Source organism: Clostridium sp. CM037, assembly GCF_055081095.1.
The window spans coordinates 3,015,288-3,029,436 of record NZ_CM143650.1 but is presented as its reverse complement, the minus strand read 5'-3'; the positions used below and the strand labels follow the sequence as shown (position 1 = coordinate 3,029,436).

General features: G+C 28.3%; 14 protein-coding genes and 1 pseudogene. 7 read left to right on the top strand and 8 right to left on the bottom strand.

Annotated elements, in window-relative coordinates; translation table 11 throughout:
* Nucleotides 1–170 precede the first annotated feature (170 nt).
* Nucleotides 171–878: a hypothetical protein gene (locus ACWJKP_RS14680; RefSeq protein ID WP_462961284.1), complete on the top strand. Its 708-nt coding sequence runs from the start codon at nucleotides 171–173 to the stop codon at nucleotides 876–878.
* Here ACWJKP_RS14680 and ACWJKP_RS14675 read toward each other — a convergent pair.
* The 8 genes and pseudogenes from ACWJKP_RS14675 to ACWJKP_RS14640 all read right to left on the bottom strand — a co-directional run.
* Entirely contained in the window at nucleotides 831–2,021 is a 1,191-nt protein-coding gene (locus ACWJKP_RS14675; RefSeq protein ID WP_462961283.1) for a cysteine desulfurase family protein, read from the bottom strand. The genes ACWJKP_RS14680 and ACWJKP_RS14675 overlap by 48 nt on opposite strands.
* On the bottom strand, nucleotides 2,018–2,407 hold the full coding sequence (locus ACWJKP_RS14670; protein WP_462961282.1) for a DndE family protein: 390 nt from the start codon (nucleotides 2,405–2,407) through the stop codon (nucleotides 2,018–2,020). The genes ACWJKP_RS14675 and ACWJKP_RS14670 overlap by 4 nt, the downstream gene beginning before the upstream one ends.
* Before the next feature lie 2 nt (nucleotides 2,408–2,409).
* A complete protein-coding gene (locus ACWJKP_RS14665) occupies nucleotides 2,410–4,569 on the bottom strand; it encodes an AAA family ATPase (protein WP_462961281.1) in 2,160 nt (719 codons plus the stop codon).
* On the bottom strand, nucleotides 4,559–6,172 hold the full coding sequence (gene dndC / locus ACWJKP_RS14660; protein WP_462961280.1) for a DNA phosphorothioation system sulfurtransferase DndC: 1,614 nt from the start codon (nucleotides 6,170–6,172) through the stop codon (nucleotides 4,559–4,561). The genes ACWJKP_RS14665 and dndC overlap by 11 nt, the downstream gene beginning before the upstream one ends.
* Nucleotides 6,173–6,174: 2 nt before the next feature.
* Nucleotides 6,175–7,260 (bottom strand): DNA sulfur modification protein DndB, encoded by a 1,086-nt coding sequence (dndB, locus tag ACWJKP_RS14655; RefSeq protein ID WP_462961279.1) that lies wholly within the window; start codon nucleotides 7,258–7,260, stop codon nucleotides 6,175–6,177.
* Nucleotides 7,261–7,348: 88 nt separating this feature from the next.
* Nucleotides 7,349–7,837, bottom strand: a complete 489-nt coding sequence (locus tag ACWJKP_RS14650; RefSeq protein WP_462961278.1) for a transposase — start codon at nucleotides 7,835–7,837, stop codon at nucleotides 7,349–7,351.
* A gap of 358 nt (nucleotides 7,838–8,195) precedes the next feature.
* Nucleotides 8,196–8,408, bottom strand: a complete 213-nt coding sequence (locus ACWJKP_RS14645; RefSeq protein ID WP_462961277.1) for a hypothetical protein — start codon at nucleotides 8,406–8,408, stop codon at nucleotides 8,196–8,198.
* 257 nt (nucleotides 8,409–8,665) lie between these two features.
* Nucleotides 8,666–8,986 (bottom strand): annotated as a pseudogene (locus ACWJKP_RS14640) (IS30 family transposase); the annotation flags it as partial.
* Nucleotides 8,987–9,305: 319 nt separating this feature from the next.
* Between ACWJKP_RS14640 and ACWJKP_RS14635 the strand changes: the two are divergent.
* The 6 genes from ACWJKP_RS14635 to ACWJKP_RS14610 all read left to right on the top strand — a co-directional run bounded on the left by ACWJKP_RS14635 (nucleotide 9,306) and on the right by ACWJKP_RS14610 (nucleotide 14,112).
* Nucleotides 9,306–9,659: an HTH domain-containing protein gene (locus tag ACWJKP_RS14635; protein ID WP_462961276.1), complete on the top strand. Its 354-nt coding sequence runs from the start codon at nucleotides 9,306–9,308 to the stop codon at nucleotides 9,657–9,659.
* 155 nt (nucleotides 9,660–9,814) lie between these two features.
* Nucleotides 9,815–10,180, top strand: coding sequence for a BlaI/MecI/CopY family transcriptional regulator (locus tag ACWJKP_RS14630; protein ID WP_462961275.1), 366 nt, complete (start codon nucleotides 9,815–9,817; stop codon nucleotides 10,178–10,180).
* Between the two features lie 6 nt (nucleotides 10,181–10,186).
* On the top strand, nucleotides 10,187–11,179 hold the full coding sequence (locus ACWJKP_RS14625) for a M56 family metallopeptidase (protein WP_462961274.1): 993 nt from the start codon (nucleotides 10,187–10,189) through the stop codon (nucleotides 11,177–11,179).
* A gap of 194 nt (nucleotides 11,180–11,373) precedes the next feature.
* Entirely contained in the window at nucleotides 11,374–12,231 is an 858-nt protein-coding gene (locus tag ACWJKP_RS14620; RefSeq protein ID WP_462961273.1) for an ABC transporter ATP-binding protein, read from the top strand.
* Between the two features lie 91 nt (nucleotides 12,232–12,322).
* Nucleotides 12,323–12,880, top strand: coding sequence for a hypothetical protein (locus tag ACWJKP_RS14615; protein ID WP_462961272.1), 558 nt, complete (start codon nucleotides 12,323–12,325; stop codon nucleotides 12,878–12,880).
* 8 nt (nucleotides 12,881–12,888) lie between these two features.
* Nucleotides 12,889–14,112 (top strand): hypothetical protein, encoded by a 1,224-nt coding sequence (locus ACWJKP_RS14610; RefSeq protein WP_462961271.1) that lies wholly within the window; start codon nucleotides 12,889–12,891, stop codon nucleotides 14,110–14,112.
* The last annotated feature ends 37 nt before the right edge of the window (nucleotides 14,113–14,149 follow it).

The following is a 14,149-nucleotide window of genomic DNA, read 5'->3' as shown; positions in this document are numbered from 1 at the left end:
CTCTTTTTTTAGTGGGGGGCATATTCCCATTCATCACAAATAATTAGGTAGATTTTGCAATTCACTATTGCTGTAACATAAAAAAAAAATATTAGTTTGAAATATATGAAAGCACATATATAAATTAGTCTTAAATAAATATTGTTTTTAGAAAGGTGTGAGAAATAAGAATGAATGAAAAAAATAGTCTAAAGAATAAGTTAAATAATTCTTATAAATGTATAGTAAGCTGTTTATTAGATATATTAGATAAATGCATTAAAAAAGAAAATTTGATAGAGGACATTAGTAGTGGAATTAATAGTGAGATTGATGCTATGAAGTTAGGAATAAAGAAAATAGATATAAATAATGAAAGAGCACTGACCCCAGAAAAAATAATTAAATGCGCCAAAAAACATATAGATATTTTACATGTATATGGCGATGGTTGGACGAGAGATAATGAAATAATGTTAACTCAAGCGCTAAAAAATAAAGTGCAAGTTAGGGTTATTATGTCTGATTTTAATAATGATATAACTATGAAATTTTACAGTAACCATATGGGCAATAATGTAAAAATGAAAACTCAAGAAGTATTAAAGAAATGGAAAAACATATATGTTAATTCAGGACTAAATAATAATTTGCAAATACATTTATTTAATGGTGCGATTACACATACAATTCATTTAAATGAGCAAAGTGTTGTGATAAAAAGTATACCTGCTTGTAAATCATACGCTCAAGGGAAGATAATAACTATTTATTCGAAAAAACTAGAAAATGGAATATATGAAAAGTATGAACAAGAAATAACCCAGATAGTAAAAGAAAGTAAGCGAGAATTAAATTCTCGCTTTTTCAATATCACTAAATCTGTTATTTTTACTTAATGTAATTCTGAGAAAACTACTACTTTTGTTAGAGTTGCCAATTTCCTTAATAACATAAGAAGGTTCCCCAATTCCACAAGCAGACCCAGAAGAAATAGCAACTTTATCAGCCATATCCTTAATTAGCATATCATTAACAATATCAGGAATCATAACTCCAATAACTCCGGGAATATGATTATTAAGATCTCCTAGAAATTCAACCCCAGGATATTTTTCAGTAAGCATTTTATTGGTTTCAATTTCTAAATCAGAAATTTTCTTAATATATTCATTCATATCTCTTTTAGCGATTTCGCAAGCTTTACCAAAGCCAACGATATTATGAACAGCGGATGTTCCAGCTCTATATCCTCTTTCTTGGAGTCCACCATGTATTAACGATGTAAGTTTATAGTCAGATAATCCAGTTTGTCTTATAAATGCAGCTCCAACGCCTTTGGGTCCATATATTTTATGAGCTGATACGGAAAGAAAGTCTACAGGGATTTTCTTAACATCTATATCTATTTTACCTAATACTTGAGTAGCATCAGAGTGAAAAAGTATTTCTTTTTCTTTAGCTATAGCACATAAACTTTCTATATTGTTTAATGATCCAATTTCATTGTTTCCCCACATGAAAGATGCAAGTATAGTATTTTCTTTTATTGCATTTTTAAAAGTATCTTCTTGAACTTGAGCATATTTATTAACTGGAAGAAAAGATACTTCATATCCACGGTTTATTTTTTTATCAGTACTTTTTTTCTTTAAGAATTTGCTTGCAATTGATTTTTCGGATTTATTCCAAAAAACATCACCATTTAGGAACTTACATGTTTGGAGTACTGATTTATGTTCTACAGTAGAAGTAAGTATATGATTACCTTTTTCTTCGTAGTATTTTTTATAGTCAGCTACACCTTTAATAATAAAGTTATTACTTTCAGAAGCACCACCAGTAAAAATTATTTCTTTTGGTTCTGCATTTATTAAAGCGGCAACTTGTCCTCTAGCTTTTTCTACAGCTTTATCAGCATTTACAGCTAGTGTATAGTATCTACTAGAGGGGTTACCATATTCCTCTTTTAAATATGGTAACATTGCATCTAATACCTCAGGATCAATTGGAGTAGTAGCACTATTATCTAAATATATCATATACTAGCATCTCCTTTTTGTAGTAAGTTAGTTAGAAACTTTTCTAAATTACCACCTGCATATTTATACTTATTAGATAGAAGCTCAGCACCTCTATCCATATGAAGTTTCATGTAATATGGATAATATTCATCATCAGTTATATGTCTACCAAGGTTTACTTCTATAAGTGATTTATATATTGAATCAAATTCACCTGTTACAGTAGCTCTTTGTAATTCTAATCCTTGTGTATTTTTAATTTTATATTCTAAAATAGAAGTTGGATCATTTAATGACATAGAAACTGCTATTTTACTTAAAGCAAATGGTTTAAGGCTAGAACTTTTACTTATTTCTTCAAATATGTCTTTTGTTTCCTTTGATGTGTTTAATCTAAATCCCATAATTACTCCTCAAAATATCTATTTTTAATTTCAGTTTTTCTTAAATTTGTATTATATAAAAGCAAGTATTCATCACATATGTAAGGTTTAATAACTTTATATAATTCACTATCAACTTCTTTATTAGTAGAAAGAATGATTACTTGTTTACTTATATTTGGTAAATATGTAGTACTTAATGCATTTCTATGGGTTTCATCTATACGAGCATAAGGTGTATCAATTATGAAGGGTATTTCAACACCGGATGTTTTAATAATAGCCCAAATTAAGCAAAGAATATAAATTTGTTTTTCTCCATTTGAAAAATCATTTATATTTACTTTTGTGCTTAAGTTAATTGAACCTAAGACATCATTGGTTACTTTTTCTTTAAGTTCTTTGTTAGCTGTTACATCATAATGATTATATAAATCTTCTAAGAACTTAGGACCATACTTTTTAGATAAACCATCAAAACCACGATTCTTTATCATATTTAATATTTCAATAGTGTTATAGTATTTATTAATGTAGAGGGTAGAATTAAAGCTGTCATCAATAATAATACTGTTTACATAGTTATCTTTTCTAATTATTGAACTAAATATTTTAATAAATTCATTTTGTATTATTAATATCTTATCCCTAGTTAAGTTTGCAAGTAATTCATCTAAGTATGAAATAAGATCAGTAGAAATATTTAAAACGTTAGAATTTTGAAGCAAAGTAGTGTATTCATTTCTTGCTCTAGTAAGATGATATTCCTTGTTCTTCAAATCTTCAAGCTTTCGCTCAATAGTTGATTTTGTAACAGCTAAAGTATTTTGAACTTTGGTTACTTCTTTATTTATGGAATGTATTGATTCTAAGTAGCTGTTTAAAATATCTTCTGAAATAGTTGAGCTTAAATGTTTTCTTAAAGTTTTTAATTTTGATGTTATTTTTGAGGTTCTGCTAAACTTATTTTTAACTTCTATCTTGTATAATTCTTCTTTTGATAAGATTTCATCAAGGGTAAAGTTTATTGAATTTTTTTGTTCTGGAGATAACTCTAAAATACATGATACATTTTCTAATTCTGTTGTATTAAACATATTTGAAAGTAGTGTAGTAGCTACTTCATTATAAATATCATCTGATTTATTATGAGCTAGCTGATGTGTTGATAATGATTGTTTTACAATTCCACCTGATAGTTTATGTTTAATACTGTTATAAGAATTCAAGGATTCTTCCTTGTATATCTGCTCCTTGGTATCTTTTAAAATATTAGTTACTAATAAGAATGGAAGAGTATCATTACAAAAATCTTTAATAGATTGATGTATATCAGTACGTTCATTTTCAAGTTTAGTTATTTCAGAATTTAAAGCAGCTTTTTCATATTCTAAAAGACCGCCGCTATTTTTAAAATCTTCTTCTGATTTATTTCTTTTAACAAACAGATTATCAAGATGCTCTTCATTTAACACAAGTTTTTTTTCTAATTCTTCAATTTCTTTTTTTATATTAGTAGTAGAGAGAGAGAGTTTATCAAAGGTTCTTTGTGATTCTTCTAATTTGTCATTTGATTTTGATTGAGCTCTTTGATAAGTTAGTAATTGCTTCTTTAATACTTCACAAGTATCGTAATTTAGTAATTCAAGCACTGATTCTTTTAAATTAGTGCTCGCGCTTTTACCTGTAAAGAAATCACTTAACTTTTCACCATCAAAGAAGAAAAAATCAAATAATGATGGCGGAATCACTGATTTTAAATATTTATCAAAGTAAAGTTTATCTTCATCATTTAAATATTCTCCATGTAAGGATACCTTGAAATTTTCATGTATCTTTTGTTTTTCATAATTCCATGAACGTTTTAAATAATATTCTTTTACCTCAGTTCCTTCTTTAAAAGAAAGACTCAACCCAAGGGAACATTCTATTTCTTTATTTTTAAATGCATTGTCATTAATATTATTCTCAATCTTAGTTAAGTAATTATGATTCTGTCCTAAGTATCCATAGGTAGTAGGACCATAAATACATAATTTTATTGCTTCAAATAAGGCGGATTTACCAGCTCCATTTTCGCCACCGATTAAAACAATATTTTTAGGTCCTTTAGGAGCGAAGGAAAAAGTCGTTTCATCTTCATATGATCTAAAGTTTTTAAGTATAATGCTATTAATTATCATTTTGTATCTCCTCAACAATTGCCTTATGTAAATGCCTTTGATTAAGAATTTTGCTAATTGACTTATCTAATATAGTCTTATTTGTAAAGTATTTATATTTATTTGTTTCAATTAAAAGCTTATTAACTAAGTCTTGATCAATTTCGCGCTTATCACATAAATTTGTTATTTCACTTAATGTATCATTATCAAAAATAGGTTTTTTATAATTATCCCAAGGAAGTTTTTCGCCCATAACATCATAATACAAATCAACTAATGATCTACAAGTTAAATCTTCTTCATCATCCCATATTTTATCAATAGCCTCAAGTTCTTCTTTAGTTATAAGTTCAATTTCGTATTCCTCATTTAGAGATTGTTGGATTTCTAAAAGTTTCCTTAATATTAATTTTTTAGCCTTAAAGTTAAATGGTCCGTATCCAATTACATTTATAAATTCACCATTATCATCAGACTGTATTTTTGAAGGGTCTATTTGTAGTTTGTCTGTTAATGGTAGAAGCTCCAGATAAATTTTATCTTTATCAGTAGAATTAAGATGCTTACCTTCTTTTACTAAAGATTTAGAATTTTTAAAATCTACATAAAATTGACCATCCTCATTATTAAAAATATAATCTTCATCTAAAGTGTAATTTTCTAATAAAGGAAGTTTTTCTAAATATACCTTCTTATAGTAATGGTTTCCATCTCTTCTATATTGCATTCTATATTCATGTTTATTACGAATACTTAAAATCCATGCTCTAAAATTTAATAGAGGTTGTAACCAATCTTCACCATTTTCAATAAGTCCAATTAGAGACTTATCTTCATTAACTACTGTACAAATCCAACATCCAAATCTTGAATTACCACAAGAAGGAGTTTCCTTATCATTAGTAATAGTAAATGGACATTCACCACCATCTACGCCCCTATACAATTTAAATAAATCATTATTACTTGTCCCCCAAGGTGTATCTCCATTATTGCTAAGCAATATATCCCAAACATTATCTGTAGTTAACTCTACAATTGGGTTATAGACATAAGTGTTTTGAAGAGAGACATGAGGAGTTAAAAGATAACCGTCAATTTCTCTATTTTTAATTCTTATACCTCTTGCTATACTTTCAGACTTTCTAACCCCAAGAAGTACAATAACTTCACCATTTTCTTTCACCTTATCTTCAATAAATGTATTAGATGGTTTAATCTTAAGTCGTTCTGTACACCATCTAAATCTTACAGATGTAGGCGTAGGTAATCCCTTACCAATTATATTAGTCCAATATGTATTGTTATAATTAGGATGAACAATATGAGTATATAATGGAAGTCCTTGAGCTTTAGCACCATCATTTATTAATTTAGAGTTTTGTTTTAAGTATCCAAGAATTATAGGATTTTCAATTAGAGTATCAGATGAAACAATATAAATATCCTTATGTCTTTCTTCAGGAGATAAATTTTGTAGCATCATAAATGCTAACTGAACTACAGTGGTACTATCTTTACCACCACTATAACCTATAACCCAAGGTCTTTTATCATTTTTGTATACTCTTTTCATTTCTTTAAGTATATTATTGACTGTTTTTTGTAGTTCTATATTCATAATTAGCCTTCCTTTGTGCATTCTTTTTCTAATTTTAATTCTTCCTTAGTTAAAGGAATGGTTAATTTGGTTTTTATTAAATTATTTGTTAATCTTACATAAGTTGCACTTTTAACAATACGTCCATTTGGACCTATGACCCTGTGTTGCCAGTCATCTAAATTAGATCTGTGCCAATCTATATCTTTAACATTTGAAAGTATTTCTTTCCAATTGGATAGATTATTTATATATAGGTAGTTTCCAACTAATCCTAAAGCCTCTAAAACAACACCATTAGAACTTATGTAACTAGTTCTAAAAAAGTGAGGATTAGTACTCTTAGTAAATACAGATTGCCATTCTTTCATATTTTCACATAATACATCCCAAAAATCTTTTACAAAATCAATAATTTTTTGATCATTAACATTTAGTTTATTTAATAATTTTTTATTAGTTTCATTGATGCTACTTAGACTAAACAACTTAGGTGAAAACTTAGATAGAGATGGATTTTCTTTATCTGTATAGTGTTTTAAATAGTTGTTCTTTTCAAGTAGTGATTTTGTAATCATAGCTATAGGATCTCTTGAATCATATAAAATTCCAATTGATTTAGATACATTAACAGCATGTTTGTTTAAGTCAGCAAATATTTGTTGGCTTCTCTTTAATCCTTCATCAATAAATAAAACAACAGAAATTGTTTCATAGCCCAACTGAGGAGAAACTTTCAAAGCCTCTTCAATTGCAGCTCGTCTATGTTGTCCATCATTAATTAGTAATCGACTGTTCATAGAAACTTTGAGATTGCCTATTTTTTCATCAAAGTTTTCATCTAAGGGTGAGAATTCAAATTCACCATCAATAGAAGCGGTAACAGATGAAAAGACATAATCCTTGGGATGGTTTACTATATATGAGGCCATCTCAGGAATCCTAGATTTATTAATAACTCTCTGAGATCTATGTTCAGGTGGTAATTCATCATCGTTAAATGTAAATAATTTTGATAAAATTGATAGGGGACACATTATAACGAAGAAGTCCCTAGTTGCTTGATTTCCTTTAATTGCAGGGAATGTATAGAAAAAATTTTTATTCATAATATTACTCCTACGTACGTATAAGTACTCATAAGCATTATATTACGTACGTATAAATAAGTAAAGGGGTTTTGTGTTGAAAAGAGAACTAAAGTTCGCAAAAATTAGAGATTTTTGAGTGCAAATTAGTAAGGAGGATCCAAACTATGTCACTGGGTTTTTCTAGGGTAGCAAGGAAAGTTGCAGCCTTCATAGGGCTTCCATTATCAGAGTGAAGTATAAGAGGTTTACCTGATATTTTCTGAGAAAGGAGCGCGCGTTTAACAAGAATTGTAGCATATTGTGCATTCTCTGTTTCCCAAACTTCATAACCAACAATCATACGGCTGAACATATCTAGTATTAGGTATAGCTTAAAGTATAGACCTTTCACAGACCCATCAAGCCATGTGATATCCCACGTCCAAACTTGGTTTTGTGCGGTAGCTATGTGAGTAGGAGGAACTCTTTTCACAGGTGCCTTCGTTTTAAATCTATATGTGTTTTGCTTTTCTTCTTTAAGTATTCTATGAATCGTAGATTCTGAAGCAATATAAATTCCCTGGTCGGCCAGCTTTGGCACTATTTGTGCAGGCACTAGATCTGCATACTCCTGACTATTTACAATTTGAAGAATCTCAGCTCTTTCTTCATCACTAAGTTTATTTTTAGGAGGATTCCTATGTGTTAGGGGCCGCTTATCTTCCGTTGATTCAGGCGTTAGTGACCATCGTTCATAAGTCCTAGCCGATATTCCAACTTCATTGCAGCAGGGGCTTAACCTAGCACCGAAATGTACCGCTTCATTAATCAGTTCTAAAGCTTTAATGCGATCTGAGGCACTGATTAGTCTTTCTCTTGGTCCCCCTAAATCGTATGAACGTTTTTTCTTAGTACTAAAAGTGCCGCAGTTTCAGCTAAAGCTTTTTCTTTAAATCTAAGCTCTTTTTGAATCTTTATGACTTTATCTTTTTCTTCTTTAGTTCAGTTTTTAATTTTTTAGGATCTTCGATGATGCCGTTGTTTGCATTCATGCATTGTGATTTCCATGCCTTTATATCATCTTTGTAGGTACCTTTCCTTCGGCAGTATTCACCAAGTCCTTGCTCGCTTAAAGTAGCCGCCTCAAGAACCATTTGAAACTTTTCCTCTGATGTCCAAATCGCCATTTAGCCTTAAAATCTTTATTCCTTCTTTTTTCTCAGCGTCTTTAATCCATTTATAAATTGTACCTTTATTTATTTTCTTATCTAGAGACACTTTACTTATACTTTTTTTTTCAGAACCAGTTACTCTTACAAGTATTTCTTTCCTTATTTATTCAGAGTACCCAATTTTACTCACCATGTTATCTTTCTCCTCTCGTAAAGCCTATACTGTATAGTATACTATATTTTTCTCTACGACAACTATCTTAACACATAGGGATGTTCTCATTTGTGCCTCGTTCCCATGAACTGTAAGGATGGGCATAATACACTTTGGTTCTTTTTCCTTTATTCCTTACGGAGTTTTCAATACCCTCAAAATTAAGGTTCTCTCAGCCATTATCACAGGTGGTTGTTTTAAATGTTTCAGAGAATAACATTCCCATTTTACGTTCCAATTTGTCTAATACCTTCACGTCATCTACCTGCGATTTAGATGGTATTTTAAAGATCAACTCTTTGCGAGTTACCCTTTCGCTTAACACCATTAACACAGTCTTTGTACCCTGTTTCCCTACCACAGTGTCCATTTCCCAATGCAATTTAGGGGAGTGGGAAAGTACGTCTATTTTTAGAAAACAATATGAATTAGAAGGATTTTAGATACATTTGTGGGAATTACAGTTAACAACCTTAAGTTTAAAGCTAATTTCAGAAAGATGGAAAAGATTGAATCTCCATAGCAGTGCAAACGCGGCATCGTTCTATAGCTTGTTTCAGAAATTGAGCAATTTTAGTGGCTATCATCATTTAAGTATATACTTAGGGTGATAGTTTTTATCGGGTCAACATCTGAATCCAAACCTATTCAAAGTATGAAGTAAGGATAATTTATAAATATTGTGAAAGGAGACTATAATGGAAATTAATATAATTAGAGCTGTAGTTTCTAAAAACTTAAATCATAATGATGATGTTTTAAGAAAAAATATAGAAAATTTGATTAGAAATTATAAAATTGAATTGAAATCTTTAAGTAAAATGATAGGGGTAGATTATGTTTGGTTAAAAGATTATATTGATGGAAAAACCAATTTAAATGATTTTTACACTAATATGATGAATTTTAATGAGAATAACAAAGAGAACGTAAATATTCCCAATCCTTTATCTTTATCAAACATGATTTTTATGCTATCTGAAGGGATAGTTATGATAAATGAAGATGACAGAGTTAAAGGAGTAATAGATGTATTAATAAGTGAGTTTTAAATTAAGCATGAAACTTTAGCTAACTAAGCAGTTAGGAACTGCCCTTTAAAATTAACACTATTCTATATAAAATAAATTATTATTGACAATAAGACAATTGTCTAATATAATTGAATTAAACAGTTAGACAATTGTCTTAGAAAAGAGGTGAAATTATGAAAAAACTTCCTAAAACAGAGCATCAAGCAATGAAATACATATGGGCTCAAAATACGACTAAGGTAGCATCAAAAGATGTTGCAGATTATATGGCTAAAACATTTTTTTGGTTAAAACCGACTACAGGAAAGGTTCTTTCAAGACTAGTTGATAAGAATTTTTTAAAGTCAGAAAAGGATGGAAGAAACACAATATATACTGTGCTAATTAGTAGCGAAGAATATATAAAGTTTGAAACTAAAGAGTTCTTTAGTTTTGTCCATAACAAATCTCTAACTAGTATTGTAAGTACTCTTGGAGAAAGTGATGATATAAGCGAGGAAGACATAAAAGAGTTAGAAAAATGGATAAAAAATAGGTGATAACAAATGATTAGTATATTTAAAGAAGTATTAAATATAAGTCTTTATGTGAGTATATTAATACTTATAGTAATAGTATTAAAAGAAAAGTTTTTAAGTAAGTATACATCAACGTTTAATTATATTTTATGTATAGGTATAGCATTAAGGTGTATATTTATTAGAAAAATAAGTATACCAATGCCAAAATTCTTAAAATCAATAAGTTATATAGAGAACTCTATTAGTATAGGTACTATTGTTGAGCCAAATAATAACATTGATTATTTAAAAATAATATGTTGTATTTGGATAATAGGTGCAATATTAACTTCAATGTATTACACATGTTATCATTTTAAACTTTATATAAACTTAAATAACTTAAAGAAAGAAATTACTGATAATAGTATTTATAACCTGTTAGAAAAACATAAAAAAGATTTAAATATAAAAAGAAATATTAAAGTATATAAATTAGATGGAATTTACTCTCCTATGATTGTAGGTTTTATAAAATCTGAGATAGTAATTCCAAATAGAGATTATACATACAATGATTTAAACTATGTTTTTATACATGAGTTAATTCACTATAAAAGAAAAGATAATATATTAAAAGTAATTTTAACATTAGCAACGATTATTCATTGGTTTAATCCAAATATACATTTATTTAAAAAATACTTTAATGACCAGTGTGAACTATCTTGTGATGAATTAGTAACAAAGAAATTTAAACTTAATGAAACCAAAGAGTATGCACTCCTTTTATTAGATACTATGAAGTATAAAAATAAACTTAATTCATCTATGTTTGTATCATATTTAAATTTAAATAAATCTAATATAATAAAAAGTAGAATAGATCAAATTTTAAGTAATAAAAAACGTAAAAATGGAAAAATTGCTGCAATAGTTTTAGTTGTAGCTATTATGGCATCAATAGTATCATTTCGCCAAGATGTTTACCGGATTCATCCGTCATTCAATTCAGAAATAAATACTCTGAATTTGTAGTTAATACAAAATAATATAATTCCTAGCGTTGTAAGTGAAAGTAAAACAATATCTATCATAAACTTAGATGATTAAAAGTAATTAATAAACTGTAAAAATAAAACTTAATAACTTAGATACTTATGTAATTGATCTAAGTTATTAAGCTTTAATAGGAAAAATACTTTTAAGTTAGATACAATAAGGAGGTAAGGATGGAATTAAAAATCGAAAACCTATATAAAACATATAGAAATAAAGAAGCACTAAAAGATATAAATATTGTAATAAAATCAGGTACATATGGGCTACTTGGAGAAAATGGAGCAGGTAAAAGTACTCTTATGAGAATACTTACTACTATTGATTTTCAAACTAAGGGAAATGTAACTTTCGATGGAGAGGATATAGTAGAGCTTGATGAAAAGTACAGAGATATAATAGGATATATGCCACAAGATTATAATGTATTTTCAAGTTTTACAGCAAAAGACTTCTTAGAATATATGGGTACATTAAAAGGTATTCCAATGTATGAGTTAGATAAAAAGATTCCAGAGGTTTTAAAGTTTGTAAATTTAGATGATGTAGCAAATAAAAAAGTAAAGTCCTTTTCAGGAGGTATGAAAAGAAGAGTAGGTATAGCACAAGCAATACTTAATGATCCTAAGATATTGATATTTGATGAGCCAACGGCAGGACTTGATCCAAAAGAGAGAATAAGGTTTTCTAACATTATAAGTGCTATGTCAAAAGACAAGATAGTTATATTATCAACACATATTCTATCAGATATAGAAGCAATAGCAAATGACTTAATAATAATTAATAAAGGGGAAGTAGTAGAAGCAGACAATATTGATAACTTAGTTGAAAAAGTGAGAGGTAGAGTTTGGGAAGCATTAGTTGACCAAGATACATTTAATAAAATAAGTCAAGAAAGAAAAGTAATACATAGAAAACAAGAAAAGCAAATCATACGTGTAAGATATGTAGGAGATGAATATGAAGGTGTTACAAATAAATCGTTAGAACCGAGTTTAGAAGATTATTATGTATCTAAATGTCTTTAGATAGACCTTCAATAGTTTAATTATAAGGTTATCTATATTTTTAAGCTAATAATATAGATACATTTGTTAAAAAAATAACGAGGTGATTGTAATGAAAAGAACAAAAAAATTAATGATAATGGGAGCTATACTTATGAGTTTGACATTTTCTGTAGGGTGTAGCCCAAGAAGTGGTGATGTAAATAGTTTAGATGGAAAGGTTATAGACAGACTTCCAGAAGATCAAAAAGATACAGAATTAGATAAGGCTCTTAAAAGTATTAGAAAGGCAAGAAAAGAAAGTGTTACAGTTAAGAATGGTATGGAAGAATCATATGCAGGAACAGGTACTAATTTACCAGATCAAAGCAAAAATATCCCCATAATTGATGATTTAGAAGAAAAAGATTTTGAAGTTATATTGGATTATATTGAAAATGAATTAAAAATTCCTAAAAATTCAGATATGTCACGTTGTCTTGATCCAAGAATAAATGCAATTTATGATGATAAAGATAAAGGGGTTGCTGATGGATATGATAATGAAAATATATATATAGAAGAATATGAAACTGAAAAAGATGATGTATATAGCTATATATTTTTAGTAAGAGATTCAAAGGATAGTCCATGGAAAGTAATACATCATGGAAATAGTTATAAGGAGTAGGAGTTAATATGATGAAAGCATTATTAAAATATGAATTTAAAAAAATATGGAGTCAACTTACTATAATAGCTGTAATATCAATGGTTGTAATTACTACAATACTTAACTTTTCATTTTATATTGCTACTAGTGGAGCTGTTACTAGTGATGGTAAGGAAATACGAGGACTGAACTCTTATAGATCAATTAAAAATGAATCAAAAGATATAAAAGGAGTAATGGATCAAGATTACTTAGATAATTTAGTTGGAAAATATAATTCAAGTAAAGAAAAACCAGAAATTGAGTATTCTCGTGGAGATATTCTTACGAAATATAGGTCCTCAAATTATATTATAAATTTTGCTAACTATGGTGATGATTTCCTTAGTGATAAGATGGGTTTAGACTTTGATTTTTTAAAGTCAGAAAAAGAGTTTTACAATCAGTATAAAAAATCTGTAACTGATGTTATAAAAAGAAATAACGAACGGAATTGGTTTAAATATACAGATAGCCAGATGAATAAGATAAATGAAAAAATAGATAAGGTAAAAACTCCTTTTAAGGTAGATTATAAAGAAGGATCAGATTATTTTGTATCTACATATGGAATGCATTATTGGATTGTTCTTATTCCAATAGGATTTGCTTTAAGTTCATTATTTTCAAAAGATAGTAATAATGGGATAGATGAACTTACGTTATCTTCTAAGTTTGGAAGAAAGAAAAATATGAATGCAAGAATCATAGCGGGAAATATGTTTGCAGTAGCAGTTTATATAATATTTATAGGGACACTTTTAATAGAAAATGGAGCTGTACTTTCTTTACATGGATGGGGTCAATCTATACAAACTCAATGGGTTACTTGCTTATATGATATAAATCTAGGTACAGGTATATTAATTATGATTTTACAGGGGCTTTTAGGAGTATTAATAGTTGCAAATCTAGTTATGTACATATCTATAAAAGTTAGATATTCAAAATTAGCTACACTTTTATCTTTATCTAGTATATATATACTTATAAGGTTAGTATACACAGCTAATTCATTACAATTGCAACTTAACCCTATTTACTTTGCTACACGTCTTGCTGGTCTAACTATAATGGATTTTGAAATATATTATTTTATAGATAATATAATGATTCCATATTCATTAGTATTTGTAGTACTAGCATGTGTATATATGTTAGCTATAAGAATTTTAACGGCAAGGCAGTATAAAAGATATACGTTAAGCTAGATGAAATAACGGTATATGGCATATTGAAATATAAAAC

Bases quoted from the DNA above. Each gene is read 5' to 3' on its own strand.
- ACWJKP_RS14625 (WP_462961274.1), top strand. From the start codon at position 10,187: ATGATTAGTATATTTAAAGAAGTATTAAATATAAGTCTTTATGTGAGT.
- ACWJKP_RS14675 (WP_462961283.1), bottom strand. From the start codon at position 2,021: ATGATATATTTAGATAATAGTGCTACTACTCCAATTGATCCTGAGGTA.
- ACWJKP_RS14620 (WP_462961273.1), top strand. From the start codon at position 11,374: ATGGAATTAAAAATCGAAAACCTATATAAAACATATAGAAATAAAGAA.
- ACWJKP_RS14610 (WP_462961271.1), top strand. From the start codon at position 12,889: ATGATGAAAGCATTATTAAAATATGAATTTAAAAAAATATGGAGTCAA.
- dndC (WP_462961280.1), bottom strand. From the start codon at position 6,172: ATGAATATAGAACTACAAAAAACAGTCAATAATATACTTAAAGAAATG.
- ACWJKP_RS14630 (WP_462961275.1), top strand. From the start codon at position 9,815: ATGAAAAAACTTCCTAAAACAGAGCATCAAGCAATGAAATACATATGG.
- ACWJKP_RS14635 (WP_462961276.1), top strand. From the start codon at position 9,306: ATGGAAATTAATATAATTAGAGCTGTAGTTTCTAAAAACTTAAATCAT.
- ACWJKP_RS14680 (WP_462961284.1), top strand. From the start codon at position 171: ATGAATGAAAAAAATAGTCTAAAGAATAAGTTAAATAATTCTTATAAA.
- ACWJKP_RS14645 (WP_462961277.1), bottom strand. From the start codon at position 8,408: ATGGCGATTTGGACATCAGAGGAAAAGTTTCAAATGGTTCTTGAGGCG.
- dndB (WP_462961279.1), bottom strand. From the start codon at position 7,260: ATGAATAAAAATTTTTTCTATACATTCCCTGCAATTAAAGGAAATCAA.
- ACWJKP_RS14670 (WP_462961282.1), bottom strand. From the start codon at position 2,407: ATGGGATTTAGATTAAACACATCAAAGGAAACAAAAGACATATTTGAA.
- ACWJKP_RS14615 (WP_462961272.1), top strand. From the start codon at position 12,323: ATGAAAAGAACAAAAAAATTAATGATAATGGGAGCTATACTTATGAGT.
- ACWJKP_RS14665 (WP_462961281.1), bottom strand. From the start codon at position 4,569: ATGATAATTAATAGCATTATACTTAAAAACTTTAGATCATATGAAGAT.